General features: G+C 66.9%; 21 protein-coding genes and 4 tRNA genes. 17 read left to right on the forward strand and 8 right to left on the reverse strand.

Annotated elements, in window-relative coordinates:
- The first annotated feature begins 423 nt into the window (after positions 1 to 423).
- A complete protein-coding gene (locus tag G370_RS0113930; RefSeq protein ID WP_019661154.1) occupies positions 424 to 2,166 on the forward strand; it encodes a S8 family peptidase in 1,743 nt (580 codons plus the stop codon).
- 119 nt (positions 2,167 to 2,285) lie between these two features.
- Here the strand turns inward: G370_RS0113930 and G370_RS0113935 are convergent, their stop codons facing one another.
- The 3 genes from G370_RS0113935 to wrbA all read right to left on the reverse strand — a co-directional run bounded on the left by G370_RS0113935 (position 2,286) and on the right by wrbA (position 3,776).
- Positions 2,286 to 2,771 carry an asparaginase domain-containing protein gene (locus G370_RS0113935; protein ID WP_010481766.1) on the reverse strand — a complete coding sequence of 162 codons (486 nt, stop codon included), beginning with the start codon at positions 2,769 to 2,771 and terminating at the stop codon, positions 2,286 to 2,288.
- A 79-nt stretch (positions 2,772 to 2,850) separates the two neighbouring features.
- On the reverse strand, positions 2,851 to 3,186 hold the full coding sequence (locus G370_RS0113940) for a DUF2069 domain-containing protein (protein ID WP_019661155.1): 336 nt from the start codon (positions 3,184 to 3,186) through the stop codon (positions 2,851 to 2,853).
- Complete coding sequence (gene wrbA / locus G370_RS0113945; RefSeq protein WP_019661156.1) at positions 3,183 to 3,776, reverse strand: NAD(P)H:quinone oxidoreductase; 594 nt, start codon at positions 3,774 to 3,776, stop codon at positions 3,183 to 3,185. The genes G370_RS0113940 and wrbA overlap by 4 nt, the downstream gene beginning before the upstream one ends.
- A 77-nt stretch (positions 3,777 to 3,853) precedes the next feature.
- Here wrbA and G370_RS0113950 point away from each other — a divergent pair, with 77 nt between their 5' ends.
- Entirely contained in the window at positions 3,854 to 5,128 is a 1,275-nt protein-coding gene (locus G370_RS0113950) for a YihY family inner membrane protein (RefSeq protein WP_019661157.1), read from the forward strand.
- Positions 5,125 to 5,694, forward strand: coding sequence for a TlpA family protein disulfide reductase (locus G370_RS0113955; RefSeq protein ID WP_019661158.1), 570 nt, complete (start codon positions 5,125 to 5,127; stop codon positions 5,692 to 5,694). The genes G370_RS0113950 and G370_RS0113955 overlap by 4 nt, the downstream gene beginning before the upstream one ends.
- A 587-nt stretch (positions 5,695 to 6,281) precedes the next feature.
- Here G370_RS0113955 and ppk2 read toward each other — a convergent pair.
- The 4 genes from ppk2 to hemA all read right to left on the reverse strand — a co-directional run bounded on the left by ppk2 (position 6,282) and on the right by hemA (position 11,192).
- Positions 6,282 to 7,064: a polyphosphate kinase 2 gene (gene ppk2 / locus G370_RS0113965; protein WP_019661160.1), complete on the reverse strand. Its 783-nt coding sequence runs from the start codon at positions 7,062 to 7,064 to the stop codon at positions 6,282 to 6,284.
- 75 nt (positions 7,065 to 7,139) lie between these two features.
- Entirely contained in the window at positions 7,140 to 8,843 is a 1,704-nt protein-coding gene (locus G370_RS0113970; protein WP_019661161.1) for an O-linked N-acetylglucosamine transferase, SPINDLY family protein, read from the reverse strand.
- A gap of 5 nt (positions 8,844 to 8,848) precedes the next feature.
- Positions 8,849 to 9,931: a peptide chain release factor 1 gene (gene prfA, locus G370_RS0113975; RefSeq protein WP_019661162.1), complete on the reverse strand. Its 1,083-nt coding sequence runs from the start codon at positions 9,929 to 9,931 to the stop codon at positions 8,849 to 8,851.
- A complete protein-coding gene (hemA, locus tag G370_RS0113980) occupies positions 9,909 to 11,192 on the reverse strand; it encodes a glutamyl-tRNA reductase (RefSeq protein ID WP_019661163.1) in 1,284 nt (427 codons plus the stop codon). The genes prfA and hemA overlap by 23 nt, the downstream gene beginning before the upstream one ends.
- Positions 11,193 to 11,255: 63 nt before the next feature.
- Between hemA and G370_RS0113985 the strand changes: the two genes are divergently transcribed.
- The 8 genes from G370_RS0113985 to ychF all read left to right on the forward strand — a co-directional run bounded on the left by G370_RS0113985 (position 11,256) and on the right by ychF (position 18,238).
- Complete coding sequence (locus G370_RS0113985; protein WP_026347150.1) at positions 11,256 to 12,941, forward strand: tetratricopeptide repeat protein; 1,686 nt, start codon at positions 11,256 to 11,258, stop codon at positions 12,939 to 12,941.
- Complete coding sequence (gene lolB, locus G370_RS0113990; protein ID WP_019661165.1) at positions 12,938 to 13,597, forward strand: lipoprotein insertase outer membrane protein LolB; 660 nt, start codon at positions 12,938 to 12,940, stop codon at positions 13,595 to 13,597. The genes G370_RS0113985 and lolB overlap by 4 nt, the downstream gene beginning before the upstream one ends.
- Positions 13,594 to 14,463 (forward strand): 4-(cytidine 5'-diphospho)-2-C-methyl-D-erythritol kinase, encoded by an 870-nt coding sequence (gene ispE / locus G370_RS0113995; RefSeq protein ID WP_019661166.1) that lies wholly within the window; start codon positions 13,594 to 13,596, stop codon positions 14,461 to 14,463. The genes lolB and ispE overlap by 4 nt, the downstream gene beginning before the upstream one ends.
- 11 nt (positions 14,464 to 14,474) lie before the next feature.
- A tRNA-Gln gene (locus tag G370_RS0114000) sits at positions 14,475 to 14,551 on the forward strand.
- Between the two features lie 140 nt (positions 14,552 to 14,691).
- Complete coding sequence (locus G370_RS0114005) at positions 14,692 to 15,651, forward strand: ribose-phosphate diphosphokinase (RefSeq protein ID WP_005415400.1); 960 nt, start codon at positions 14,692 to 14,694, stop codon at positions 15,649 to 15,651.
- 109 nt (positions 15,652 to 15,760) lie between these two features.
- Positions 15,761 to 16,378 (forward strand): 50S ribosomal protein L25/general stress protein Ctc, encoded by a 618-nt coding sequence (locus G370_RS0114010; protein WP_005415401.1) that lies wholly within the window; start codon positions 15,761 to 15,763, stop codon positions 16,376 to 16,378.
- Positions 16,379 to 16,426: 48 nt separating this feature from the next.
- Positions 16,427 to 17,005, forward strand: coding sequence for an aminoacyl-tRNA hydrolase (pth, locus tag G370_RS0114015; protein WP_019661167.1), 579 nt, complete (start codon positions 16,427 to 16,429; stop codon positions 17,003 to 17,005).
- Positions 17,006 to 17,146: 141 nt separating this feature from the next.
- Complete coding sequence (ychF, locus tag G370_RS0114020) at positions 17,147 to 18,238, forward strand: redox-regulated ATPase YchF (RefSeq protein WP_019661168.1); 1,092 nt, start codon at positions 17,147 to 17,149, stop codon at positions 18,236 to 18,238.
- 614 nt (positions 18,239 to 18,852) lie between these two features.
- Here ychF and G370_RS0114025 read toward each other — a convergent pair.
- A complete protein-coding gene (locus G370_RS0114025) occupies positions 18,853 to 21,591 on the reverse strand; it encodes a TonB-dependent receptor plug domain-containing protein (RefSeq protein WP_019661169.1) in 2,739 nt (912 codons plus the stop codon).
- 170 nt (positions 21,592 to 21,761) lie between these two features.
- Between G370_RS0114025 and G370_RS0114030 the strand changes: the two genes are divergently transcribed.
- From G370_RS0114030 to tuf, 6 genes are all read left to right on the forward strand, one after another.
- On the forward strand, positions 21,762 to 22,781 hold the full coding sequence (locus G370_RS0114030) for a cyanophycinase (RefSeq protein ID WP_026347151.1): 1,020 nt from the start codon (positions 21,762 to 21,764) through the stop codon (positions 22,779 to 22,781).
- 138 nt (positions 22,782 to 22,919) lie between these two features.
- Positions 22,920 to 23,936: an isoaspartyl peptidase/L-asparaginase family protein gene (locus G370_RS0114035; protein ID WP_005408201.1), complete on the forward strand. Its 1,017-nt coding sequence runs from the start codon at positions 22,920 to 22,922 to the stop codon at positions 23,934 to 23,936.
- A 137-nt stretch (positions 23,937 to 24,073) separates the two neighbouring features.
- Positions 24,074 to 24,159 (forward strand) — tRNA-Tyr (locus G370_RS0114040).
- Between the two features lie 24 nt (positions 24,160 to 24,183).
- Positions 24,184 to 24,257, forward strand: a tRNA-Gly gene (locus tag G370_RS0114045).
- A 49-nt stretch (positions 24,258 to 24,306) separates the two neighbouring features.
- Positions 24,307 to 24,382: transfer RNA gene (locus G370_RS0114050), tRNA-Thr, on the forward strand.
- A 41-nt stretch (positions 24,383 to 24,423) separates the two neighbouring features.
- The coding region (gene tuf / locus G370_RS0114055; RefSeq protein ID WP_019661171.1) for an elongation factor Tu at positions 24,424 to 25,538 on the forward strand (1,115 nt) is incomplete at its 3' end.

Genomic DNA, 25,538 nt, shown 5'->3' on the forward strand with positions numbered 1-25,538 from the left:
CCGCGCCCGGCTGCGCTTCTGGAAAGCCCGTCCCCGCGACGGGCTTTCTGCATTTCAGGCCAAGGGGTCAGATCCCTTTCCGCGTGAAAAGGCATCTGACCCCGGATCGGCGGACGCCGATGTCGGCAAAGTCATTCCGGGACATGTGATGGCCCAGTCAGGTCTGTGCAGGACGCGAGAAAGTTCCTTCACCTTCACAAACCCTTGACCCGAAAAGTCTCAGAACGAACATTTCATCTAGCTGAAAAGACGCTGAAAATCTTGTGGTGTCCGGTTTCGGCCATTAGCGTCATCTGCACGGCGGATCGTTAGGGGGATCCGCTGGCTCGCCGGACTTCGAACCTCGCCAATGCAAGCCAGCCCAGGGTTCGGGCCGGTGCTTCTGCCGATTCCGGCATTCACACCACAAGAAAGGGAAATACGATGTCCCAGGTAACGCAACCGCGTGTGCGTCGAGTGTGGGTGGTCCTTGGTGCGTCCGTTCTGTCATCGCTGCTGCTGGCCACGCCTGCGCTGGCCGGCGATGTCCAGCTCAGCGGCCTGCAGTCCGCGCCGACCCACCAGCGTTTCATCGTGAAGTACCGCGACGGCAGCGCGCCGGTGGCCAACACCACCGCACTGGCCTCTTCACTGAAGAATGCCGCCGCCGGCCTGGCCAGCAGCCAGGGCCGCGCACTGGGCCTGCAGCAGGTCCGCAAGCTGGCCGTCGGCCCGACCCTGGTCAGGACCGATCGCCCGCTCGACCAGGCTGAATCGGAGTTGCTGATGCGCAAGCTGGCCGCCGATCCGAACGTGGAGTACGTCGAAGTCGACCAGATCATGCGCGCGACGCTGACCCCGAACGACACCCGCTTCAGCGAACAGTGGGGCTTCGGTACCTCCAATGCGTCGATCAACGTGCAGCCGGCCTGGGACAAGTCGACCGGCACCGGCGTGGTCGTGGCGGTGATCGACACCGGCATCACCAACCACCCCGATCTCAACGCCAACATCCTGCCCGGCTACGACTTCATCAGCGACGCCGCGATGGCGCGCGATGGTGGCGGTCGCGACAACAACCCGAACGATGAAGGCGACTGGTACGGCGCCAACGAGTGCGGCTCGGGCATCCCGGCCTCCAACTCCAGCTGGCACGGTACCCACGTCGCCGGCACCGTGGCGGCAGTGACCAACAACAGCACCGGCGTGGCCGGTACCGCGTTCAACGCCAAGGTTGTGCCGGTGCGCGTGCTCGGCAAGTGCGGCGGTTACACCTCCGACATCGCCGACGCGATCGTATGGGCCTCCGGCGGCACCGTCAGTGGCGTGCCGGCCAATGCCAACCCGGCTGAAGTCATCAACCTCTCGCTGGGTGGTGGCGGCAGTTGCTCCACCACCTACCAGAATGCGATCAATGGCGCTGTCGGCCGTGGCACCACCGTGGTGGTCGCCGCCGGCAACAGCAACACCAACGTGTCCTCGTCGGTGCCGGCCAACTGCCCGAACGTGATTGCCGTGGCGGCCACAACCTCGGCCGGTGCGCGTGCCAGCTTCTCCAACTACGGCACCGGCATCGACATCTCGGCACCGGGCCAGAGCATCCTGTCCACGCTCAACACCGGCACCACCACGCCGGGCAGCGCCAGCTACGCGTCGTACAACGGCACCTCGATGGCGGCGCCGCATGTGGCCGGCGTGGTTGCGCTGATGCAATCGGTCGCGCCAAGCCCGCTTAGCCCGGCGCAGGTCGAGAGCATCATCAAGAGCACCGCACGCCCGCTGCCGGGGTCATGCTCGGGTGGCTGCGGTGCCGGCATCATCGACGCCAACGCTGCGGTGTCCGCGGCCATCAACGGGGGCGGCACTCCGAATCCGGGCGGCAACGTCCTGCAGAACAATGTGCCGGTCACCGGCCTGTCGGCCAGCAGTGGTTCATCGCTCAGCTACACCGTCAATGTCCCGGCCGGCAGCAGCCAGCTGCGCGTGGCGATCAGCGGCGGCACCGGTGACGCCGACCTCTACATCCGCCAGGGCAGCGCGCCGACCGACACGGTGTACACCTGCCGTCCGTACCTGAGCGGCAACAGCGAGACCTGCACGGTGAACAGTCCGGCCGCCGGTACCTGGTATGTGCGGGTGAAGGCGTACAGCACTTTCTCGGGCGTGACCCTCAACGCCCAGTACTGAGCCCAAGTCCCTCTCCATGGGCACGCCCCGGCCCAGGCCGGGGCGTTCTTGCATGGGGCCGGCGGTGGTACGTGCCGCCGCGCCATGGTGGGTGCCGACCTTGGTCGGCACGCTGTTCCTCAGACCGATTCGAAGCGGTTCGCGGCCACGTTCTTGCGCACGTGCTGCGGGTCGAAGATCCGCCCGTTCATCGCGATGTACACGCCGCTCGGCAGCGACTGCACCGCACCGATCGCACAGCCGATGTTGAACTCCGCATCCGAGCCGCGGAAGCGTGCCGGGCTCAGTGCACCGGTCATCACGATGGTCTTGTCCGGGATCGTCGCCAGCACCTTGCCGGTCTGCACCATCGAGTCGGTGCCGTGGGTCACCAGCACGTGCCGGGTCGGCTGCGCGGCGATGGTGGCGCGGATCAGCTCGCGGTCCTCATCGTTGATGTGCAGCGAATCCTTGCGCAGGATCGGAATCACGTTGAAGCGGAACGTCACGCCCAGCTCGCGCAGGATCATGCCGATCTGCGGATCGCCGATCTGGTAGTCCGACTTGTCGTCGAAGTAGATCTTGTCGATCGTGCCACCGGTGGTGACGACCAGGAGCTCTTCCATCATGTGCATGCGCGAAACCAGGACAGGTGCAGCGGCGCGGGGCCGGGAGCACAGATGATACGGCCCGGCGGGCGCAGCGTCAGCGTCGCTTGCCGAAGCGGGCGCGCAGCCCTGGCAGGCTGGCGCTGAAGATCACCAGCAGGGCCAGTGTGATTTCGATCAGCGCCAGCCAGCGCGTCTGCGGGTGGCTCCAGGCGCTCATCACGCCGTGGCTGAACCAGCCCAGGGCCAGCACCGAGGCCCAGAAACCCGTCCTGCGCCAGCCCAGGCGCAGCGCAATGGCCAGCGCGAGCGGTGGCGCGGTAAACACCAGCTGGGTGGCCAGCCAGTGCTTGTCATTGATGAACCAGCCGGCGAACAGCGCAGCCAGCCCCATCAGGGCCAGCAGCAGGACCGTGCGCTGCCCGGTGCTCATCGGGCCAAACGCTGCGCGATGTCGGCCACCCGGCGGCCAAGCGCGCGCGCAAGCACGGCTTCATCGTCGGTCGGCTGCGGGTCGTCGGCGGCACCGGCCACGTGGCTGGCGCCATACGGCGTGCCGCCACTGGTGGTGTGGCTCAGCGCCGGCTCGGTGAACGGGATGCCGACGATCACGCAGCCATGGTGCAGCAGTGGTACCTGCATCGACAGCAGGGTCGATTCCTGGCCGCCATGCATCGAAGCAGTCGAGGTGAACACCCCGGCCGGCTTGCCCGACAGGGTGCCGTTGACCCATTCGGCGCCGAGCCCGTCGAGGAAATGCTTCACCGGCGCGGCCATGTTGCCGAAGCGGGTCGGGCTGCCGAGCAGCAGGCCCTGGCATTCGGCCAGGTCCTGCACGCTCACGTAGGGGGCGCCATCGTCGGGCACCGGCGGCTGTGCGGTCTGGGTCACCGCAGCCACCGGCGGCACCGTGCGCAGGCGCGCGTTCATGCCAGGCACTTCGCCGACGCCCCGCGCGATCTGGCGCGCCAGCCGTGCCACCGAACCGCCCCGGCTGTAGTACAGCACCAGAATCTCGCCCATCGTGCCCGCTTCTCCTCGTCGTGTGGCCACCAGTATGGCTATCCTGCCAGCATTCCGCATCGGGTACCCTTTCGCCGATGGAACCTTTGGATACGCTCAACCTGTGGATGGAGCGCGCGCGGGATCGCGCACGGGCCATCAGTTTCGGCCGCTTCCTGTGGCATCGCTTCCTCGACGACCGCCTGTTCCAGGCAGCGGCGGCGCTGGCCTACACCACGGTGTTCGCGCTGGTGCCGCTGGCCATCGTGGTGTTCGGCGTGCTCTCGGCCTTCCCCGTTTTCGACCGCTGGAGCGACCAGCTCAGCGACTACGTCTTCTCCAACTTCGTGCCCAACGCCGCGCGCGCGGCCGAGGGCTACCTGCGGCAGTTCTCGGCCAGCGCCGGCCAGCTCACCGCCGCCGGCTTCATCGCGCTGGTGGTATCGCTGCTGATCACCCTCAACAGCGTGGAAGAGACCTTCAACCAGATCTGGCGGGTTGGCTCCACCCGGCCCAAGCTGACCCGCTTCCTGGTCTACTGGACCGTGCTGACCCTGGGCGCGATGCTCGCCGCTGCGTCGCTGGCGGTGTCGGCGCGGGTGTTCGCGTTGCCGTTGTTCGGTACCCAGGAGGGCCGTTGGCTGGCCGAACTGGCCCTGCGGCTGGCGCCGATCCTGATCGAGTTCGTCTGCATCACGCTGATGTTCCGGGTGGTGCCGCACCACACCGTGAAGTGGCGGCACGCGATACCCGGCGCGATTCTGGCGGCGGTGATCCTGGAGCTGGTGAAGTGGGGAATCGGGGCCTATCTGGGCAGCTTCCAGTCCTACCAGAAGCTGTATGGCACGGTGGCCTTCGTGCCGATCCTGCTGCTGTGGATCTACCTGTGCTGGGTGGCGGTGCTGCTCGGCGCATCATTGTCTTCGTCGATGGCGGCCTTCCGCTACCAGCCGGTGGAACTGCGCCTGCCGCAGGGGTATGAGTTCTATGGACTGCTTCGCCTGCTCGGCCGCTTCCAGCATGCACGGGCGAAGGGCAAGGGCCTGGCCGATGACGAGATCCTGCGGCTGGAGCCGATGCTGACCGATTCACTGCTGCAGGACCTGATCTGCAATCTGCAGGACATCGACCTGCTGCGTCGCGATGAGCGCGGCGAGTGGCTGCTGTCGCGCGATCTGGACCAAGTCAGCCTGGCCGATCTTTACGAATGCACCCAGCTGCGCATCCCGGTGGCCGAGCAGCACCTGCCGTATCGTGATGACAGCCTGGGACGTGCCGCATTGGCGGCGCTGGACGATCTGCGACTGCCCCTGCGTGAACGCCTGAAGCGCAAGGTCAGCGATATCTACACCGATTCCGGAGACATGCCATGACCCGCAAGACCCCGTTGCTGCTGCCGCTGGCACTGTTGCTGGCGCTGTCGGCCTGCAAGCCGGCCCAGGAGCCCACCCCCGCCAGCAGCCAGCCACCGGCACAGGCACCGACCCCGGCCACCCCCGCAGCGGTGGAGGAGACCCCGGCCGAACGTACCACCGCCGAGTTCCCGACGCTGAAGATGAAGGCGGTGGACGGCAGCGACTACGACCTGGCCGCGCATCGCGGCAAGTGGGTGGTGGTGAACTTCTGGGCGACCTGGTGTGCCCCGTGCCGCAAGGAGATGCCCGAGCTGTCGGCGCTGCATGCGATGCGCAGCAACATCGAAGTGGTCGGCCTGGCCTATGAAGACATCGAGGTGCCGGAGATGCAGTCGTTCCTGACCAAGCATCCGGTGACCTATCCGATCGTGATCGTGGACCCGTTCGATCCGCCGGCGGACTTCGCCACGCCACGCGGCTTGCCGTTGACGCACCTGCTGGATCCGCAGGGCAAGCTGGCGCACACGTTCCTTGGCCCGGTGACCGCCGCCGACATCGAAAAGCAGATCGCGGCTGCCAGGTAATGGGGTTGGGCGGCAGGGCCTGCGGCCCTGCACCCGCGGTAGTGCTGGCCGCTGGCCGGCAGCAACAGCAACAGCAACAGCCGAAGCAACAGCAACAGCCCAAGCGGGGTTTCCTGTGGGTAGGCGGGGTGGGTCCGGTGGCCGGGGGCGCTGCAAGTACGTCCATGTAAGCTCGGTCGCCGCATCCATGCGGCTCACGCCCCCGCCACCGGACCCACCCCGCCTTCGACAGTTCTCCGCGAGCTGTCGGAATGCATGCCCTGCTCTTGGTGGATGTCGACCCTGGTCGACACGTAGATCCACGCCATGCGTGGGTGCTCTTCGTTCAATTGTCGAAATATTCGATTTCAATGGAGATTCATCCACGCATGGCGTGGATCTACCAGATCGCCGGAATCTGTCAGAGGTGGGGCGGTGCCGGAGTGCGGGGTGTCAGCCGCATGGATGCGGCTGCCAAGCCTACAAGGACGTACTTGCGGCGTCCCCGCACTCCGACACCGCCCCGCCATTCCACGGAAATCCCGCTCTGGCTGTTGCTGTTGCCGTTGCTTGAGCAGGTGCAGGGCCGCAGGCCCTGCCGACCCACCCTATTCCTCGACCGGGAAGTCCTCGATCGGCTTCAGCACATCGTAGTGCTCGCGATGCAGCTTGCCCTTCAGCTTCGGCAGCTCGGGCAACGGTGCATCCACCCGCGTATCGGGCAACCGGTCCAGCAGGTTGCGCACCAGCGTCAGCCGGCCCAGCCGCTGGTCGTTGAAATCCACCAGCGTCCACGGCGCCGCCTCGCGATGCGTCGCGCGCAGCATCGCCTCGCGGGCTTCGGTATAGGCGCTGTACTTGCTGCGCGATTTCAGGTCCACCGGGGACAGCTTCCAGCCCTTCAGCGGATCGAGGTGGCGCTCGGCGAAGCGCTTCTCCTGCTGCTCCTGGTCCACGCACAGCCAGTACTTGAACAGCAGGATGCCGTCATCCACCAGCAGCTGTTCGAACACCGGCGCCTGGCGCAGGAACTGCTGGTACTCGGTCTCGCTGCAGTAGCCCATGACCCGTTCGACGCCTGCGCGGTTGTACCAGCTGCGGTCCATCAGCACGATCTCGCCGGCGGCGGGCAAGTGCGAGGCGTAGCGCTGGAAGTACCACTGCGTGGCTTCGCGGTCGGTGGGCTTGGGGAGTGCCACCACGCGGCACTGGCGCGGGTTGAGGTGCTGGCTGATGGCCTGGATCGCGCCGCCCTTGCCCGCCGTGTCGCGCCCTTCAAACAGCACCAGCAGGCGTTGCCCGCTGTGCTGCACCCAGCGCGCCATGGCGGTCAGTTCCAGCTGCAAAGGCAGCAGCAGTTCGTCGTAGTCCTTGCGCTTGAGCTTGGCCATCGTCACACCCGCGGGGAGGAAGCACGAGCGTAGCGCAAGGGCTGCCCAGGCGATGTCGACGCTACCTGGTCGCGCTTACCCTGCTGCGCCCGTCCAGCCGTTCTCACGTGCCAGTTGCTGCACCAACGCTGACAGATCGCGGGCAAACCCGCCCATGTCGAACAGCCCGCTGCGCTCGCGCGCCTGTGCCAGTTCAGCGCGCAACGCGGCCAGCGCCGCCGGGTCATTGCCCAGCGCGCTGGCGGTGGTGATGAACGCCGCATCGTCGGCGACATTCATCCGCGCCAGTCCCAGATGGTGGTTGAGGCTGCCGGCCACGCGCGCGGCGAACGTGTCGCCGGGGCAGGTCAGCACCGGGCAGCCGGCCCACAGCGCGTCGGACGCGGTGGTGTGGGCGTTGTACGGATGCGTGTCGAGGAACAGGTCGGCCAGCTGATAGCGGGCCAGATACTGCGGATGCGGCAGTTTGGCCATGAACACCAGCCGCGTTGGGTCCAGGCCAGCGGCCTGTGCGGCGCTGCGCAGGCGGGCGTCGGCATGGCCGGGGCCGGACAGCAGCCACAGCACGCTGCCGGGCACCGCCTGCAGCACTGCGAAGGCGCGGCCCATGCTGCGCGGGTTGAGCTTGTAGCTGTTGTTGAAGCAGCAGAACACGACGCCGTTTCCGGGCAACCCGCACTCGGCGCGGGACGGTGCCGGCTCCAGCATGCGGGTGTTGTCCGAGGGCTGGAAGGCACGCGGCAGGCGCAGCACCCGTTCGCTGTAGTGCGGCTCCAGTGAAACTGGCAAAACGAAGCTGTCGCCGATCACGGCATCCATCCACGGCGCCCCGGACGTGCCGGGGTAAGCCAGCCAGTTCAACTGCAGCGGGGCAGGGCGCATCGCCAGTACCTCCGGCGTGCCGCCGCCGCCCCATCCGCGCAGGTCGAACAGCAGGTCGATGCCCTGTGCGCGGATGCGTGCGGCGGTATCGGCATGTCGCAGGCCAGCCACATCATGCAGCTGTGCCGCTGCCTGCAGCCGCTGGCGGATGCGGCTGCCGTCATCACGATTCAACGCGAACAGATGCAGTTGCACTGCCGGGTCATGACGCAACTGCTCGAACAGGGCCACGGTCAGCAGCCCGGTGGGATGGGCGCCAAAGCCATTGGACAGGAAGCCGACCCGCAAGGGGCCGCGCCCGCGCACCTTCGTGGCGGGAAGGGGACGCACTCCCGAAGCAATCACCGCGGCGCGCGCGCGCGCGCAGGCCAGCTGTTCGGCTGCGGTGGCATCCTCGCTGAGGAACGCGAACGGTTCGACCACACCTTGGCCGCTGGCCAGTGCGCCACGCACTTGTGTGGCCAGTGCGTCCACGTCCTGCCAGTCGCACAGGCGGCGCTGCCAGGCCAGGCGCTGGGCGGCGATATAGGGTTCGCCCGGCATCAGCGCATGCGCGCGGCGATAGGCCGTCGCCGCCCCTTCGGCATCATCGGCATCTTCCAGCGCATGGCCCAGCCACAACGCGATGCCCGGGTGCTGCGGGGCCAGTGCCGAAGCCTGGCCCAGCAGCTTCGCTGCATCGCCATGTGCGCCGGCCATCCAGGCCACGCGGCCCAGCCGCGCCAGCGCTTCGGGGTGGTTGGGGCGCAGTTGCAGTGCGCGTCGTGCGGCCTGCTCGCCGGCAGCGATGTCGCCGGCTTCCAGTTCCAGGTCGGCCAGCATCACCCAGGCCACGAAGTCGCCGGGCTGGCGCGCGATCGCCTGCTGCAGGTGCTGTCGCTGCTGCCAGGCCGTCATCGTGATCAGTCCGCCGACAACTGCGCCAGGGCGTCGACCTGGTGTTCGTGGCTGAGTCGCTGCAGCAGCGGGTCGAGGTCGCCGGCCAGGATGTTGGGCAGGTCGTACAGGGTCAGGCCTTCCACGCGGTGGTCGGTGATCCGGCCCTGCGGGAAGTTGTACGTGCGGATGCGCTGGCTGCGGTCGCCGCTGCCGACCTGCAGGCGCCGCGATTCGGCCTGCGCCGCGTCCTGGCGCTGGCGTTCGGCATCGAGCAGCTGCGCCTTCAGGCGCTTCATCGCCTTGTCGCGATTGGCGTGCTGGCTGCGTTCGGTCTGGCATTCCACCACTACGCCGGTCGGCAGGTGGGTGATGCGGATCGCCGACTCGGTCTTGTTGACGTGCTGGCCACCGGCGCCGGACGAGCGGAACGTATCCACCTTCAGGTCGGCGGGGTTGATGACGATGTCATCGACTTCGTCGGCCTCCGGAATGATTGCCACGGTGGCCGCCGAGGTGTGGATGCGGCCCTGCGATTCGGTGGCCGGCACGCGCTGCACGCGGTGCGTGCCCGATTCGAACTTCAGCCGCGAGAACGCTCCCCGGCCGACCACGCGTGCCACCACCTCCTTGTAGCCGCCGTGCTCGCCCGGGCTGTCCGATTCGATCTCGACCTTCCAGCCCTGGCGCTCGGCATAGCGGGCGTACATGCGGAACAGGTCGCCGGCGAAGATCGCGGCTTCGTCGCCGCCAGTGCCGGCGCGCACTTCCAGGAACAGGTTGCCTTCGTCGCGCGGGTCGCGTGGCACCAGTAGCAATGCGAGCTCCTGCTCCAGCGCCTGCAGGCGCGCCTGCGCGGCGGCGATCTCCTCGTCGGCCAGCTCGCGCAGATCGGGATCGGCGCGCATGCCTTCGGCGGCGGCCAGGTCGGCCTTGGCACGGGCTTCATCGGCCAGTGCAGTGGCAACCGGTTCAAGTTGGGCGAATTCGCGCGAAAGGTCGCGGAAACGGGTGTTGTCGGCGACCACATCGGGTTCGGCGAGCAGGCGTTCCAGTTCTTCGCGGCGCTCGGCCAGCGCTTCCAGCTTACGGCGCAGGGTCGGCGTCATCGGGTCTCACGGGTGGGTGGCGGTAACCCGGCGTGGCCGGGAACAGGCGCTCGGCGGCGCGGGTCAGGTCGGCATCGCCACTCAGCGCGGCGGCGCGCAGTGCGGCGGTCGGCGGGTGCAGCAGGCGGTTGGTCAGGCCGTGGGCCAGCAGTTCCAGCACTTCGTCGGCGGGCTTGCCGTTGGCCAGCTGCTGGCGCGCGCGCTCCAGCAGCTCGGCACGGGTGGCTTCGCCGAACGCGCGCAGCTGCCGCAGTGGTGCCTGGTGGGCGCTGGCCTGCTGGGTCTCGATGAAGCGCGATACCTGCAGGTCGATGATCGCCTCGGCCTCGGCAGCGGCCTCGCGGCGGCCACGACGGTTGTCTTCCACCGCGCGTTCCAGGTCATCGACGGTGTAGAGGAAGGCGTCGTTGAGCGTGCCGACCTCGGCTTCGATGTCGCGCGGCACGGCCAGGTCGAACAGCAGCATCGGCTTGTGCCGGCGTGCACGCAGGGCCTTGGCCACCATCTCGCGATGGATCACCGGCTCGCGCGCGGCGGTGGCCGAGAACACCACGTCGGCCTCGCCCAGGTGGCGGTCCAGTTCGGTCAGCGGCAGGGCCACGCCGCCATGGCGGCTGGCCAGTTCCTGCGCGTGGGCCAGGGTGCGGTTGGCGATCAGCAGCCGCCGTACCTTGCCTTCACTCAGGTGCCGTGCAGCCAGTTCGATGGTCTCGCCGGCACCAACCAGCAGCACGGTGGAGTCGTCCAGCCGGGCGAACGCGTTCTGCGCCAGGCGCACCGCGGCCGACGCCACCGATACCGGGTTGGCACCGACCTGGGTATCGGTGCGCGCACGCTTGGCCACCGAGAAGGTCTGCTGGAACAGACGGTCCAGGCGCTGGCCGAGCAGGCCATGGTCGCGCGCGGTCGACCAGGCGTCCTTCACCTGGCCGAGGATCTGCGGTTCGCCCAGCACCATCGAGTCCAGCCCGGTGGCGACCCGGAACAGGTGGCGCACGGCCTCGGCATCGGCATGCTGGTACAGATAGCCCTGCAGGTCACCGGCCTGGCTGCGCAGCCACTGGTCCAGCGCCTGTGCCGACTCGGCCACGGCGTACAGTTCGGTGCGGTTGCAGGTGGACAGCAGCACCGCCTCGGCAATCTGCGGGGTATCGCGCAGCGAACCGAGCGCGCGCGGCAACGCCTCACCGGCGAAGGCCGCGCGCTCGCGCAGCTCCACCGGTGCGGTCTGGTGATTCAGTCCGAGCACCCACAGGGTCATTGTTCAGTTGCTTGCGATAAGCTGCTGGCCATTGGACGACATTTTAAGGCCCCGATGCCGACGATGCCCGCATTGATTCGCATCCCCAGTGTTCTGCTGCTGTCCCTGGCCTGCAGCCAGGCCCTGGCGGCGGTGCCGGCCAAGGCCCCTGTAAGGGCCCCGGCCACTGAGGAACTGGCGCTGGAACCGGTGATGGCCGGTGAGTTCGCGCTGCAGGCCGGCAAGCTGGCGGAGGCGGCGCGCTGGTACCTGCAGGCGGCCCAGCAGACCGACGGCGACGCCGGCCTGGCCGAGCGCGCGACCCGCATTTCCATGCTCGCCAACGATGACGCCAGCGCCGCCAAGGGCCTGGCCTTGTGGCAGCAGCGCGCGCCAAGCTCGTTGACCCTGCGCAGCGCCGCCGGTGCGCTGGCCATGCGCCAGGGCGATGTGAAGGCCGCCCGCACTGAATTGCAGGCGCTGCTGGCCGACCCCGACGAGCGCGGCTGGAAGTTCGCCCTGGCCGCGCTGATCGGCGGTGGGCGCGACCCGGCGGTGCCGGCGCAGGTGCTCGGCGAGCTGGTCGATGCCAATGCCATTCCGCCGAAGATCGAGGCCTGGCAGGAGTTTGGCCGACTCGCGCTGCGCATGGAAAAGCCCGAGCTGGCGCGGCGGATGATCGATGAGGTGGTCAAGCGCTTCCCGGAAGAGCCACGTGTGGCACTGCTGCGCGCCAGCCAGTTGCAACAAGCGGGCGAGACCGACAAGGCGCTGTCGCTGCTGCACGATGTGGAGCCGAAGACGCGCCAGGACCCGGAACTGCGCAATGCGGTGGCCATCGCCTACGACAGCCTGGGGCAGCCTGCTGCGGCCGAGCGCGTGCTGGCGTTCGGCCCGCAGGACGTGCAGACCTGGGGCATGCGCGCCTCGCTGCTGGCCAAGCAGGGCGACAAGGCAGCGCTGTCCAATCTCTACAACGAACTGTCGCGGCAGGCGGCCAAGCCGGACCCGGCGCAGCGCCTGCTGCTGGGCAAGATCGCCGAGTACCTGAAGCGCTATCCGGAGGCGGTGCAGTGGTACCACAGCGTGCCCGGCGGCGATGAGCTGAGCGAAGCACGCCTGCGCGCCGCCAATGCCCAGGCCCTGGCCGGGCGCCTGCCGCAGGCCCTGGATGAAGTGCACGCGATCCAGTCCGATGCGGTGGTCGATGACGATGTGCGTCGCGACGCCTATCTGCTGGAGGCTGAACTGCGCCAGCGTGGCGATGACAGTGCCGGCGAACTGGATGCATTGGCCCGCGGCCTGGCCGCCTACCCCGATGACAACGGCCTGCTGTACGCCCGTGCACTCGCCTGGGAGCGCCGCGACGATATCCCGCGCGCCGAGGCCGACCTGCGCAAGATCCTGGTGACCGACCCGGAAAACGTGCCGGCCCTGAATGCCTTGGGCTACACCCTGGCCGACCGTACCGGCCGCCTGCAGGAAGCGCTGGAGCTGATCGACCGCGCCCGCGTGGCCGAACCGGACAACGCCGCCATCGTCGACAGCTATGGCTGGGTGCTGTATCGCCTGGGTCGCAAGGAAGAAGCACTGGTGCAGCTGCGCCGGGCCTGGACCCTGGCCAAGGACCCGGAGATCGCTTCCCACGTTGGCGAAGTGCTCTGGGTGCTGGGCAAGCATGACGAGGCCCGCCACTTCTTCGAAGAAGCGGCCAAGCTCGATCCTGAAAACCGCGCGCTGCTGCGCGCCCGCGAGAAATTCAATCCATGAGTGTTTCCCTGATCCGGCCGCTGCTGTTGGCGGCCGTGACCCTGGCGGTGACCGCCTGTACCAGCGTGGGCACGCAGAAGACCCCGGCGCCGGCGGTGGTCGAGGTTGTTTCAGCCGAAGCGGCGCAGGCCGAGGCGGCGCGCGTGGCCGCGCTGCAGGCACAGCCGGACTGGGCTTTCCAGGGCCGGGTCGCGGTCAGCAAGGGCAAGGACGGCGGCAGCGGACGCATCGACTGGAAGCAGGAAGGACGCCGCTATGTGGTCGAGCTGAGCGCGCCGGTGACCCGGCAGAGCTGGAAGCTGGCCGGCGATACCCATTCCGAAGCCGGCCGCCTGGAAGGACTGGCCGGCGGGCCGCGTGACGGCGAGGACGCCCAGCAGCTGCTGCTGGAAGCGACCGGCTGGGACATACCGGTCAACCAGCTGCCGCAGTGGATCCGTGGCCTGGTGGCCGGCGATGCTGCCGGTCCGGAGAAGGTCGAGCGCGACGCTGACGGCCGGCCGCGTCGCATGCAGCAGATGGGCTGGCAGGTGCAGTATCTGGACTGGTACCCGGCCGAGGCCGGACGCCCGGCGCTGCCGCGCCGGATCGAGGCCAGCAATGGCGACGCCAAGGTGCGCCTGCTGGTGGACCAGTGGGGGCAGGGCGCCCCATGAGTGCCGGGCACGATGACGCGGGCTGGTCCTGGTGGCCGGCCCCGGCCAAGCTGAACCTGTTCCTGCACATCACCGGCCGCCGCGCCGACGGCTACCACGAGCTGCAGACCGTGTTCCGCCTGCTGGACTGGGGCGATCGCATTGGCCTGCGCCTGCGTGAAGACGGCCAGGTGCGCCGTGAGGGCGAGGGCCTGGCCGGCGTGGCCGAGGCTGATGACCTGGCGGTGCGTGCCGCGCGCCTGCTCCAGGAAGCGGCAAAGGTCGAGCAAGGTGCAGACATCATCATCGAAAAGCACGTTCCCGCCGGGGGTGGGTTTGGCGGGGGGTCGTCCGACGCGGCCACGGCGCTGGTGGTGCTGAACCGGCTGTGGCGGGCGGGTCTGGATGAAGAGGCTTTGGCGGCGCTGGGCCTGCGCCTGGGCGCAGATGTGCCGGTATTCGTGCGCGGGCGCAACGCCTGGGCCGAAGGCGTGGGCGAGCGCCTGCAGCCGATCACTCTGGCCCCGGCCTGGTACGTGCTGGTCGAACCGGGCGTTCATGTTCCTACGCCAGCACTGTTTGCAGACCCGGATTTGACGCGCGACAGCCCAGTGGCGAAAATAGAGGACTTCGCTTCCGGGACCCTGGTCGGGAACGCGTTCGAACCGGTGCTGCGCCGCCGTGAGCCTGCCGTCGAGGCAGCGTTCGCCGCGTTGAGCGACATCGGCACGGCGCGGCTGACCGGTTCGGGAAGTGGTTGTTTCGTCGAGTTCGCATCGCAGTCTGCCGCAGAGCAGGGACGGTCGAAGTTGCCGAAGGAGTTGCGGGCAAGGGTGGCAGCGGGCGTAGCGCGTTCGCCACTGCTGGATGCACTCGAGCAACACTGATTTATCACTGCAGGGGCGTCGCCAAGAGGCCCAAGGCACCAGGTTTTGATCCTGGCATTCGTAGGTTCGAATCCTACCGCCCCTGCCAATAGCGGCTGTGTCCGCGCCTTCCAGCGCATCGCCCGCGCGGGACGTGGAAACAACCGCGGTGTTGTCAGCAGCAAGGGTCCATCGGGGTCCTTGCCGACTCCCGATCCCCGCCACTCGTCCCCGCCCGAGACAATCATGATGCAAGAGTCCCCGAACCTGCTGGTCTTTTCCGGCAACGCCAACAAACGTCTGGCGCAGAACATCTGCAAGGAACTGGGGGTTCGCCCGGGCAAGGCGCTGGTCTCGCACTTCTCCGATGGCGAAGTGCAGGTGGAGATCGAAGAGAACGTCCGCAAGCAGGACGTGTTCGTGATCCAGCCGACCTGCGCGCCGAGCGCGGAAAACCTGATGGAGCTGCTGGTGCTGATCGACGCGCTCAAGCGCGCATCGGTGGCCAGTGTCACCGCCGTGGTGCCGTATTTCGGCTACTCGCGCCAGGATCGCCGCATGCGCTCCTCGCGCGTGCCGATCACCGCCAAGCTTGCGGCCAAGATGTTCAGCACCGCGGGCGCTGATCGCGTGCTGACCGTCGACCTGCACGCCGACCAGATCCAGGGCTTCTTCGATATTCCGGTGGACAACGTGTACGCGTCCCCGCTGCTGCTGGCCGACATCTGGCGCGCCTACGGCACCGAGAACCTGATCGTCGTCTCGCCGGACGTGGGCGGCGTGGTCCGCGCCCGTGCGGTGGCCAAGCGCCTGGATGACGCCGACCTGGCGATCATCGACAAGCGCCGCCCGCGCGCCAACGTCTCCACCGTGATGAACATCATCGGTGACGTCGAAGGCAAGACCTGCGTGATGGTCGATGACATCGTCGATACCGCCGGCACCCTGTGCGCCGCTGCTGCTGCCCTGAAGGCGCGCGGTGCGCTCAAGGTCGCCGCCTACTGCACCCACGCGGTGCTGTCGGGCCCGGCGGTGGACAACATCACCAATTCCCAGCTCGACGAGCTGGTGGTGACCGACACCATCCCGCTGAAGGACGCGGCGCGGGTGTGCAGCAAGATCCGCCAGCTGAGCGTGGCGGAAATGCTGGCTGAAACGATGCGCCGCATCGCGTTCGGTGAGTCGGTCAGCTCGCTGTACGTCGACTGAGTTTTCGCCCCTGCCGGCAACGGCGGGGGCATACCCCGGGTGCTTCTGGTCGCGGAAGCATCTTCAACCGCCACGCCGCAGGGCGCGGCAACAACCTGAGTAGTCGAAAATGTCGAAGACCCATGAAATCAAGGTCACCAAGCGTGAACTGCAGCGTAAGGGTGCGAGCCGCCGCCTGCGTCACGCCGGTGTGATCCCGGCCATCGTGTACGGCGGCAACGCCGAGCCGGTCGCCATCAGCCTGGACCACAACGAAATCTGGCTGGCCCAGCAGAACGAGTGGTTCTATGCCTCGATCCTGGACCTGAACCTGGATGGCCAGGTGCAGAAGGTCCTGCTGCGTGACATGCAGCGCCACCCGTACAAGCAGCTGATCATGCACCTGGACTTCCAGCGCGTGAACGAGAACGAAGCCCTGACCGCTTCGGTCCCGCTGCACTTCGTCAACGAAGACACCTCGCCGGCCGGCAAGGCTGCCGACGTCGTGGTCACCCACGAACTGAAGGAAGTGACCATCACCTGCCTGCCGAAGGACCTGCCGGAGTCGATCGAAGTCGACCTGGGCGAGCTGAAGGCCGGTGACGTGGTGTACCTGTCCGACATCAAGCTGCCGAAGGGCGTGGAAATCCCGGCCCTGGCGCTGGGCAAGGACCACGACGACGCCATCGTCACCGCCAAGGCCGGCAAGGCCGACGCGGCCGACGAAGAAGCGGCTGCCGCCGAGTAATACCGCTACGGTGCCTGCCTGCGGGCAGGCACCGTACTGGAAGGAACCATGGCAGGACTGCGACTGATCGTCGGTCTGGGCAACCCCGGATCGGAACACGCCCGGACCCGGCACAATGCCGGGTTTCATTTCGTTGAGGCCCTGGCGGAGAAAGCCGGTGCGCGATGGAATGTGGACAGCAAGCTGTTCGGTGAGACCGCCAAGGTCGAGATCGCCGGGCAGACGGTGTGGCTCCTCAAGCCCGCCACCTTCATGAACCTCAGCGGCAAGTCGGTCACCGCCGCGCAGCGGTTCTGGAAGATCGAGCCGGAGGAAACCCTGCTGGCCCACGACGAACTGGACCTGCCGCCCGGCGCGGCACGGCTGAAGTTCGACGGTGGCCACGGCGGTCAGAACGGCCTGCGCGACACCATCCGCCTGCTCGGCCATGGCAAGTTCCATCGCCTGCGCGTGGGCATTGGCCACCCCGGCCACAAGGACCGCGTGGTGGGTTGGGTGCTCGGCCGCCCGTCGAAGGACGATGACGTGCTGATCGCGCGCGCCATCGACGATGCGATCGACGTGCTGCCGCTGGCGGTGCAGGGCGATTTCAACGAAGCGATGAAGCGCCTGCACACCCCGAAATAACCGGTAGGTACCGACCGTTGGTCGGTACGGAGTCAACCAGGTCGGTAGGTACCGACCGTTGGTCGGTACGGAGAATGATTGGAAAAGCAGCGCCCACGTCGCTGTTTCCCCAATCACTTTCACCCCAGAGAGCTGTCACCCATGGGTATCAAATGCGGCATCGTCGGCCTGCCCAACGTCGGCAAGTCGACCCTGTTCAATGCGCTGACCAAGGCGGGCATCGCCGCGGCGAACTTCCCGTTCTGCACCATCGAGCCGAACGTCGGCATCGTGCCGGTGCCGGACCCGCGCCTGAACGAGCTGGCGGGCATCATCAACCCGCAGAAGGTCATCCCGACCGCGGTCGAGTTCGTCGACATCGCCGGCCTGGTCGCCGGTGCGGCCAGCGGTGAAGGCCTGGGCAACAAGTTCCTGGCGCACATCCGCGAAGTCGATGCCATCACCCACGTGGTGCGCTGCTTCGAGCACGGTGACATCGTGCACGTCGCCGGCAAGGTCGACCCGATCTCGGACATCGAAACCATCGATACCGAGCTGGCGCTGGCCGACCTGGACAGCGTCGAGAAGGCACTGAACCGTGCCGAGCGCGCGGCCAAGGGCGGCGACAAGGATGCAGCGGCGCGCAAGCCGGTGCTGGCCAAGCTGCAGGCGGCACTGTCGGAGGGCAAGGCCGGCCGTTCGGCCGGCCTGGATGATGAAGAAAAGGCGCTGGTACGCGACCTGTTCCTGCTGACCCTGAAGCCGGTGATGTACATCGCCAACGTGCTGGAAGACGGCTTCGAGAACAACCCGCACCTGGAAGCCGTGCGCGCGCATGCCGCCGCAGAAGGCGCGCAGGTGGTGCCGGTGTCGGCCGCGATCGAAGAAGAGCTGTCCCAGCTCGACGACGAGGACCGCGATACCTTCCTGGCCGACCTGGGCCTGAGCGAGCCGGGCCTGAACCGCGTGATCAACGCGGCCTACAGCCTGCTCGGCCTTCAGACCTACTTCACCGCAGGCGTGAAGGAAGTCCGCGCGTGGACGGTGCGCAAGGGTGCCACCGCCCCGCAGGCTGCCGCGGTCATCCACACAGACTTCGAGAAGGGCTTCATCCGCGCCGAAACCATCGCGTATGACGACTTCATCAAGTACAAGGGCGAAGCCGGCGCCAAGGAAGCCGGTCGCCTGCGCCTGGAAGGCAAGGAATACCGCGTGCAGGAAGGCGACATCCTGCACTTCCGCTTCAACGTCTGATCCAGCGGCATCGGATCGATCCCGGACGCCCCGCCTCGTGCGGGGCGTTCGCGTTTCTGAATATGGATAAAAAATCACCACGCTGCGAAACGCTTGCGGCGTGATGTTCGCCGGCACTTGTCCACAGCAAACTCCCATCGCTTTCCACGCCGCATGTGGAAAACCGGCGAAGCCGATGTAGAGCCGAGCCCATGCTCGGCTGATGCCAGCCGGAGCCGAGCGTGGGCTCGGCTCTACAAGGGGCTCGCCCGCGCGACCTGGACAGATTTTCACCACGCTTCGAAACGCCTGCGCTGCAATGCTCGCACCCACTTGTCCACACCAAGTTCCCATCGCTTTCCACGCGTGGTGTGGAAAACAACGGGAGGCGTGGATAAAAAATAACCACGCCCGGAAATGCCTGCATCGCAACGCTCGAACCCACTTGTCCACATCAAGTTCCCATCACTCTCCACGCATTGTGTGGAAAACCCCGGTGGCCCGCTCTGATAGCCGCCCACCTTGGTGGGCGCGCGGCGAGACAGTGCCCGCCAAGGTGGGCATCTACCAGAGCGCAAATGACAAGGCCCGCCAATGGCGGGCCTTGTCGTCCACGTCCTGCAAGGCCGCGCGCCTTACAGCGCGGTGCCGCCAAACTTGTGGGTGTACTGCAGGTTGATGGTGCGGCCGACGCTGTCGAACCAGGACACGTCGTAGTACGGGTACGCGGTATACGTGGTGTCCTTCGGCGGCATCTTGTTGAACACATTGACCACCGACAGCGACAGGCGCGAGTGGTCGTCGAAGCGGTACTGCACCGAGGCGTTGTAGCGGTAGGTCGCCTTCACGTACGGGCTGTCACCGCTGTCCCAGTCGAACGACTGGTCGTAGCTGTCCGAAGTTGGCAGCTTGCCCAGGCGCGAGCCATAGACCGTCGCCGACCACGCGTCCTTCTCCCAGGTCGCGCTCAGGCTGGTCTTGGTACGCGGGATGTCGAATCCGCTGTTGACCGCGAACTGGTCCAGGGTCGGGTCACCGGGGTAGCGCTGGAAATCGTGCTTCTTCACCCAGGTGTGGGTGCCGTTGAGGATGAAATCGCCGATGCCGGTCTGCATGCGGTAGCGCAGGCCGACGTCGATACCGGAGGTCGATTCGCGGGCGACGTTGATCGGAGCGACGCGCACGCCGTATAGGCGGCCATCACCGGTGCGGGTGATGCGGTCGAGCGCGTCCACGCAGGTCGGCGAGTTGATGTCGGCAGTACCCAGGCGGCAGTTGGCTTCGTTGGCCAGGAGCGTGCGAACGTCCATGTCCTGCACCTGCTTGCGCATGTCGATGTCAAACCAGTCCACGGACAGGTCCAGGCCGATCGCCGGCGACCAGACGAAGCCTGCACTCCAAGAGGTGCTGGTTTCCGGGTCGAGCTGGCGGTTGCCGGTGCGGCTGCGGATCAGGTTGCGCTCGTAGTCGGAACAGTCGCTAGCGCCATCGGCGCGGCAGCTGTACAGGTCTTCGGCGGTGGTCTCGTCGTTGCCCGGTCCGGCGAACACGTAGTGCAGGTCCGGCGCGCGGAACGCGGTGCCATACGAACCGCGCACCAGCAGCGTGTCGATCGGGCGCCATTCCAGACCGCCGCTCCAGGTCGCCTTGCCGATGGTGTGGCCGGAATAGCGGTACTGGTCGTAGCGGCCGGCCACGCTCAGGTTGACCGTCTCGTGCAGCGGCATGCGCAGCTCGGCGGCGGTCGCCCAGCGGTTGCGCGAGCCCTGGCCGTCCGAATCCTTCCAGCTGTAGTAGTAGTACTGGGTGGCCAGCGGATCGGGATTCAGCGCATAGGCCTGCTGGCCCACTTCCACGGTCGCGGCGAACCCGGCATCACCGCCCGGCAGGCCGAACAGCGCGGAATTGGTCAGCGTGAATGCAGCCGTCTCGGTGCGCGACTTCGGCGAATAGGTAGTGCGTGCGGCAATCGAATCGTACTCGGCGCGGGTCAGCGGCCGGTACAGCCGCGACGGGTCCGCGTTGTAGATCGGGAAACCGTCGTCGTCCACGCCCAGCTGCGGGCCCAGGAACAGGTCATTGGCCTTGGCGGCGATGATCTGCGCCCAGCTGATCCGCGACTGGTACTGTGAATGGCTCAGCGCCGCTTCGTAGTCCCAGTTGCCGGCCAGATTGCCCTTGAAGCCGGTGGTCACGCTGAAGGTCTTCTGCGTGCTGCGGACCATCGCATTGCGCAGGCCCCCCATTTCCTCGGGTGAGAACTGGCGCTGCCAGAACTCGATCTCGCCGGTGGCCTGGTTGTTGAAGTAGCCCGACTCATCGCCATTGGCGTCCATGCGGCCCCACTTGGTGACGTCGCGCATCAGCGACATCGTGTGGTAGCCCAGCTGCACATCGGCGAACCATTGCTGGCCGTTGTCGAAGTCGTAGCTCAGCGAGGCGTAGCCATTGGCGCCGCGGCGCTTGCTGAGGATGGTGCCGTAGCCGATCGAGCTGTCGCTGCCGCAGTAGTACCCGTAGCGCGGGCGGTAGGCGCGGTAGGTGCTGCCCTGGTTCTGCCCGGCCAGCGCTTCGCAGGTGGCCGCGCCCGGATCCAGGTAGTCGTCGTTGTAGTCCGTACGCAGGTAAGCGCGGCGGGCGATGCGCGAGCCCTCGGTGGGGCCGTCCTGGGTCGAATCCTGGATGTCGCGCTCATAGGCCCACAGCGGGGTCTGCGACTGCAGCTCGACGCTGTACACGGCGTTGAAGTTGCCGCGGCTGAAGCCGCTGGCCAGGCTCATGTCGAACGACTCGCCACCGCCTTCGCTGGTGGTGCCCATGCGCATGTCGATCGTGGTGCCGTCGGCCTTCTTCTTCAGGATGAAGTTGACCACGCCGGCGATCGCGTCCGAGCCGTAGATGGCCGAGGCGCTGCCGGTCAGCACTTCGATGCGCTCGATCATCCCCAGCGGGATGTTGGAGACATCGGTGAAGTTGCTGCGGCCCTTGAACGGCATCGGGAAGTCGGCGATGCGGCGGCCATTGACCAGCACCAGCGTGTGGTTCGGGCCCAGGCCGCGCAGGTCTACCTGCTGGGCGCCCGGCGAGAAGTCGGCGCCGCTGGAAGACTGCTGGCTCTGGGTCTCACCGCCGTTCTGGGTCATTGCACGCAGCACGTCCGGCACGCTGGTGAAGCCGCTGGAGCGGATCTGTTCGGCGTTGATCACCGTGATCGGGGCGGGGCCTTCCACCTGGGCGCGCGGAATGCGCGAGCCGGTGACCTGCACCGCGTCCAGTTGTTGCACCGAAGAGGAAGCCGGTGCCTGGGCCGCCGCGGAAGCAGCCACGCCCATCAACGCCAGCTGGATCGACCACGCCATCGCCTGTCTACGCATGAGGAATTCTCGGAAATGAAGCCGGCCCGCAGAGGAGGGGCCCTGTCCCCCATTCAGATTTCCGGAACGGGCGCGCGCATTTAACGCCTTTTTCATGTCCTTGACTACTGGGTCCCTATCTGGCAAAGAGTGGAAACGCTTGCAAGTCGATTTTGTTCAGGGAGATCAAGATGCGACGCCTCCATCGGACCGTGCGTGCCCCCTTCGCCCGGCTGGCGCTGCTGGTCTTGGCCGTGCCGTTGGTCGCCCTTGCGCAGGACCTGCAGGGCCCGGGCTTCGCCTACTACGAAGCCGGCGATCTCGACGCGCCCCGGCCCGGTCCGCGCGCACCGGCCATGATGCTGATGGGCGGTGGCGAATGGGTGCCGGAGGCCTTCCACTGGTGGCTGAAGCAGGCTGGCAATGGCCGGGTGCTGATCCTGCGCGCTTCTGGCAGTGATGAGCTGCAGGACCGCCTTTACCGCGAGATCGGCGGTACCACCGCAGTGCAGACGCTGGTCTTCGACAGCCGCCGCGGCGCCGACGATCCGGCCGTGCTGCGCGTGGTTGCCGCCGCCGATGCCATCTTCATTGCCGGTGGTGACCAGTCGCGCTACATCCGCTTCTGGAAGGGTACTGCGCTCAACCGCGCGCTGAACGCCCATGTGCGCGCCGGCAAGCCGATTGCCGGTACCAGCGCTGGGCTCGCCATCCTCGGTGGCTATGCATACGGCGCGATGGACGGCGGCAGCATCACCTCCGCCGGTGCGCTGGCCGACCCGATGGGCAGTGCGGTGACCATGGACAGTGGCTTCCTGCAGATGCCCTACCTGCAGCGCGTGGTCACCGACACCCACTTCGACAAGCGCGACCGGCTCGGTCGCCTGATCGTGTTCGTGGCGCGCGCCGCCCAGGACAGTGGCGACCCCGGCATCGTCGGCATCGGCGTCGACGAGGACACCGCTCTGTGCGTGGAGCCTGATGGCCAGGCGCAGGTCTACAGTGCTGACGGCGAGGGCAAGGTCTGGGTGGTCAGCCCCGGCCGCGATGCCGACCGCCTGGTCGAAGGTGAGCCGCTGCGCTTCCACGCGGTGCCGGTAACGGTGGTCGCCAGCGGCAGCCGCATGCGCCTGGATGACTTCCAGGCCGAGGCCGACTACCAGGCCGTGGCCGACGTCAGCGATGGCGAGATCGAACTCATCCGCCAGTGACCCGGCGATCCTGTGGCCACGCATGGGATGCTGTAGAGCCGAGCCCGCGCTCGGCTGCTCTTCAATCGAGGCATCAGCCGAGCATGGGCTCGGCTCTACGATGATGCCTCCCTTGCCCACCTGCTGGAGACGTACCCGATGAAACTGCGCCTGGCACTGTCCGCACTGCTGTCCCTGCCCATGCTTGCCCAGGCCGCACCGGCCGCTTCACCGCTGCTGGTCATCCACGGCGGCGCCGGCGTCGAGCGCAAGGACCTGTCGCCGGCCGAGGAAAAGGCCGCACGTGACGCGCTGCGGGCAGCACTGCTGAAGGGTCATGCGGAACTGGCGGCGGGGCGCCCCGCGCTGGCCGCAGTCACCGCCGCGATCACCGTGCTGGAGGACGATCCCACCTTCAACGCCGGCAAGGGCGCAGTGTTCACCCACGACGGCCGCAACGAGCTGGATGCGGCGGTCATGGATGGCGCGAACCAGGCGGCGGGCGCGGTGGCGGGCGTGCAACGGGTGCGCAACCCGATCCTGCTGGCGCAGACCGTGATGCAGAAATCCCGCCACGTGATGATGGTCGGGCAGGGCGCCGAAGCCTTCGCGGCCGAGCAGGGCATTCCTCTGGTCGATCCCTCCTACTTCCGTACAGAGAAGCGTTGGCAACAGCTGCAGCGCGCCCTCAAGGAAGAGGCCAGTGGCCAGGCGCATGCCGACCTGGAGACTGCAAAGCACTTCGGTACCGTTGGTGCGGTCGCATTGGACGCGCAGGGGCATCTGGCCGCCGGCACCTCCACCGGGGGCATGACCAACAAGCGCTACGGCCGGGTCGGTGACTCGCCGATCATCGGTGCCGGCACCTGGGCCGACGCACGCTGCGCGGTGTCCGGCACCGGGTGGGGCGAGTACTACATCCGCACTGCGGCCGCGCACGAGATCTGTGCGCGCATGCGCTACCAGGGGCAGAGCCCGGAGCAGGCCGGCAAGGGCGTGATCAACGAGACGATTCCGCAGATGGGCGGCGACGGCGGTGCGATCGTGCTCGGCGCAGACGGAAAAATGGCCACGCCGTTCAACACCCAGGGCATGTATCGGGGCTGGATCGGCGGCGACGGCGTCCCTCATGTCGCAATTTTCGCCAACGAGACCCTGCCGGTTCCCGGGCAATAACCTTGCGTATCAATGGGTTTGCGACAGCGTGTGAAAAAAATGGAAAAAAGCGTTGACAGCCCCACGTCCCATCAGCAGAATAAGCGGCTCACCACCACACACCGCAACGCTTCGGCGGCAACGGTTTGGGGTGGTAAGGAGGGATACCCAAGCGGCCAACGGGGGCAGACTGTAAATCTGCTGGCTTACGCCTTCGGTGGTTCGAATCCACCTCCCTCCACCAGTTTCACGTTGTGACATTCCCGGCGCGGGAGTAGTTCAATGGTAGAACCTCAGCCTTCCAAGCTGATGGTGCGGGTTCGATTCCCGTCTCCCGCTCCATTGAATGAACTTTGAATATTATCGAGTTCATGTCATAATGCAAAACTCGGCTCACGTAGCTCAGTCGGTAGAGCACTTCCTTGGTAAGGAAGAGGTCGAAGGTTCGATTCCTTTCGTGAGCACCATCTCAAGCATCACCTCTCAGACGAATTCGAGATAAGCAGCCATGGCCAAGGGTAAGTTCGAGCGCACCAAGCCGCACGTCAATGTCGGCACCATCGGTCACGTCGACCACGGCAAGACCACGCTGACCGCCGCACTGACCAAGATCGGTGCCGAGCGCTTCGGTGGCGAGTTCAAGGACTACTCCTCGATCGACGCCGCGCCGGAAGAAAAGGCGCGTGGCATCACGATCTCGACCGCGCACGTCGAATACGAATCCCCGATCCGTCACTACGCCCACGTTGACTGCCCGGGCCACGCTGACTACGTCAAGAACATGATCACCGGTGCCGCCCAGATGGACGGCGCGATCCTGGTGTGCTCGGCCGCTGACGGCCCGATGCCGCAGACCCGCGAGCACATCCTGCTGTCGCGTCAGGTCGGCGTGCCGTACATCGTCGTGTTCCTGAACAAGGCCGACATGGTTGACGACGCCGAGCTGCTCGAGCTGGTCGAGATGGAAGTGCGTGAGCTGCTGAGCAAGTACGACTTCCCGGGCGACGACACCCCGATCATCGCCGGTTCGGCCCGCCTGGCGCTGGAAGGTGACCAGAGCGACATCGGCGTGCCGGCCATCCTGAAGCTGGTCGATGCCCTGGACAGCTGGATTCCGGAGCCGGAGCGTGCGATCGACAAGCCGTTCCTGATGCCGGTGGAAGACGTGTTCTCGATCTCGGGCCGCGGCACCGTGGTGACCGGCCGTATCGAGCGCGGCGTGATCAAGGTCGGCGACGAAATCGAAATCGTCGGCATCCGTCCGGTGCAGAAGACCACCGTGACCGGCGTTGAAATGTTCCGCAAGCTGCTGGACCAGGGTCAGGCAGGCGACAACGCTGGCCTGCTGCTGCGCGGCACCAAGCGTGACGACGTCGAGCGTGGCCAGGTGCTGGCCAAGCCGGGCACGATCAAGCCGCACACCAAGTTCGAGGGTGAAGTCTACGTCCTGTCGAAGGACGAAGGCGGCCGTCACACCCCGTTCTTCAACGGCTACCGTCCGCAGTTCTACTTCCGCACCACCGACATCACCGGCGCAGCTGCACTGCCGGAAGGCGTCGAAATGGTGATGCCGGGTGACAACGTCAAGATGGTCGTCACCCTGATCAACCCGGTGGCGATGGA

Origin of the sequence: Stenotrophomonas hibiscicola ATCC 19867 (assembly GCF_000382065.1) — a bacterium.
Taxonomy (GTDB): Bacteria; Pseudomonadota; Gammaproteobacteria; order Xanthomonadales; family Xanthomonadaceae; genus Stenotrophomonas; species Stenotrophomonas hibiscicola.

Excerpts from the sequence above, each read along its gene's own strand:
- G370_RS0113930 (WP_019661154.1), top strand. The coding sequence starts at position 424 with ATGTCCCAGGTAACGCAACCGCGTGTGCGTCGAGTGTGGGTGGTCCTT.
- G370_RS0113935 (WP_010481766.1), bottom strand. The coding sequence starts at position 2,771 with ATGGAAGAGCTCCTGGTCGTCACCACCGGTGGCACGATCGACAAGATC.
- G370_RS0113940 (WP_019661155.1), bottom strand. The coding sequence starts at position 3,186 with ATGAGCACCGGGCAGCGCACGGTCCTGCTGCTGGCCCTGATGGGGCTG.
- wrbA (WP_019661156.1), bottom strand. The coding sequence starts at position 3,776 with ATGGGCGAGATTCTGGTGCTGTACTACAGCCGGGGCGGTTCGGTGGCA.
- G370_RS0113950 (WP_019661157.1), top strand. The coding sequence starts at position 3,854 with ATGGAACCTTTGGATACGCTCAACCTGTGGATGGAGCGCGCGCGGGAT.
- G370_RS0113955 (WP_019661158.1), top strand. The coding sequence starts at position 5,125 with ATGACCCGCAAGACCCCGTTGCTGCTGCCGCTGGCACTGTTGCTGGCG.
- ppk2 (WP_019661160.1), bottom strand. The coding sequence starts at position 7,064 with ATGGCCAAGCTCAAGCGCAAGGACTACGACGAACTGCTGCTGCCTTTG.
- G370_RS0113970 (WP_019661161.1), bottom strand. The coding sequence starts at position 8,843 with ATGACGGCCTGGCAGCAGCGACAGCACCTGCAGCAGGCGATCGCGCGC.
- prfA (WP_019661162.1), bottom strand. The coding sequence starts at position 9,931 with ATGACGCCGACCCTGCGCCGTAAGCTGGAAGCGCTGGCCGAGCGCCGC.
- hemA (WP_019661163.1), bottom strand. The coding sequence starts at position 11,192 with ATGACCCTGTGGGTGCTCGGACTGAATCACCAGACCGCACCGGTGGAG.
- G370_RS0113985 (WP_026347150.1), top strand. The coding sequence starts at position 11,256 with ATGCCCGCATTGATTCGCATCCCCAGTGTTCTGCTGCTGTCCCTGGCC.
- lolB (WP_019661165.1), top strand. The coding sequence starts at position 12,938 with ATGAGTGTTTCCCTGATCCGGCCGCTGCTGTTGGCGGCCGTGACCCTG.
- ispE (WP_019661166.1), top strand. The coding sequence starts at position 13,594 with ATGAGTGCCGGGCACGATGACGCGGGCTGGTCCTGGTGGCCGGCCCCG.
- G370_RS0114005 (WP_005415400.1), top strand. The coding sequence starts at position 14,692 with ATGCAAGAGTCCCCGAACCTGCTGGTCTTTTCCGGCAACGCCAACAAA.
- G370_RS0114010 (WP_005415401.1), top strand. The coding sequence starts at position 15,761 with ATGTCGAAGACCCATGAAATCAAGGTCACCAAGCGTGAACTGCAGCGT.
- pth (WP_019661167.1), top strand. The coding sequence starts at position 16,427 with ATGGCAGGACTGCGACTGATCGTCGGTCTGGGCAACCCCGGATCGGAA.
- ychF (WP_019661168.1), top strand. The coding sequence starts at position 17,147 with ATGGGTATCAAATGCGGCATCGTCGGCCTGCCCAACGTCGGCAAGTCG.
- G370_RS0114025 (WP_019661169.1), bottom strand. The coding sequence starts at position 21,591 with ATGCGTAGACAGGCGATGGCGTGGTCGATCCAGCTGGCGTTGATGGGC.
- G370_RS0114030 (WP_026347151.1), top strand. The coding sequence starts at position 21,762 with ATGCGACGCCTCCATCGGACCGTGCGTGCCCCCTTCGCCCGGCTGGCG.
- G370_RS0114035 (WP_005408201.1), top strand. The coding sequence starts at position 22,920 with ATGAAACTGCGCCTGGCACTGTCCGCACTGCTGTCCCTGCCCATGCTT.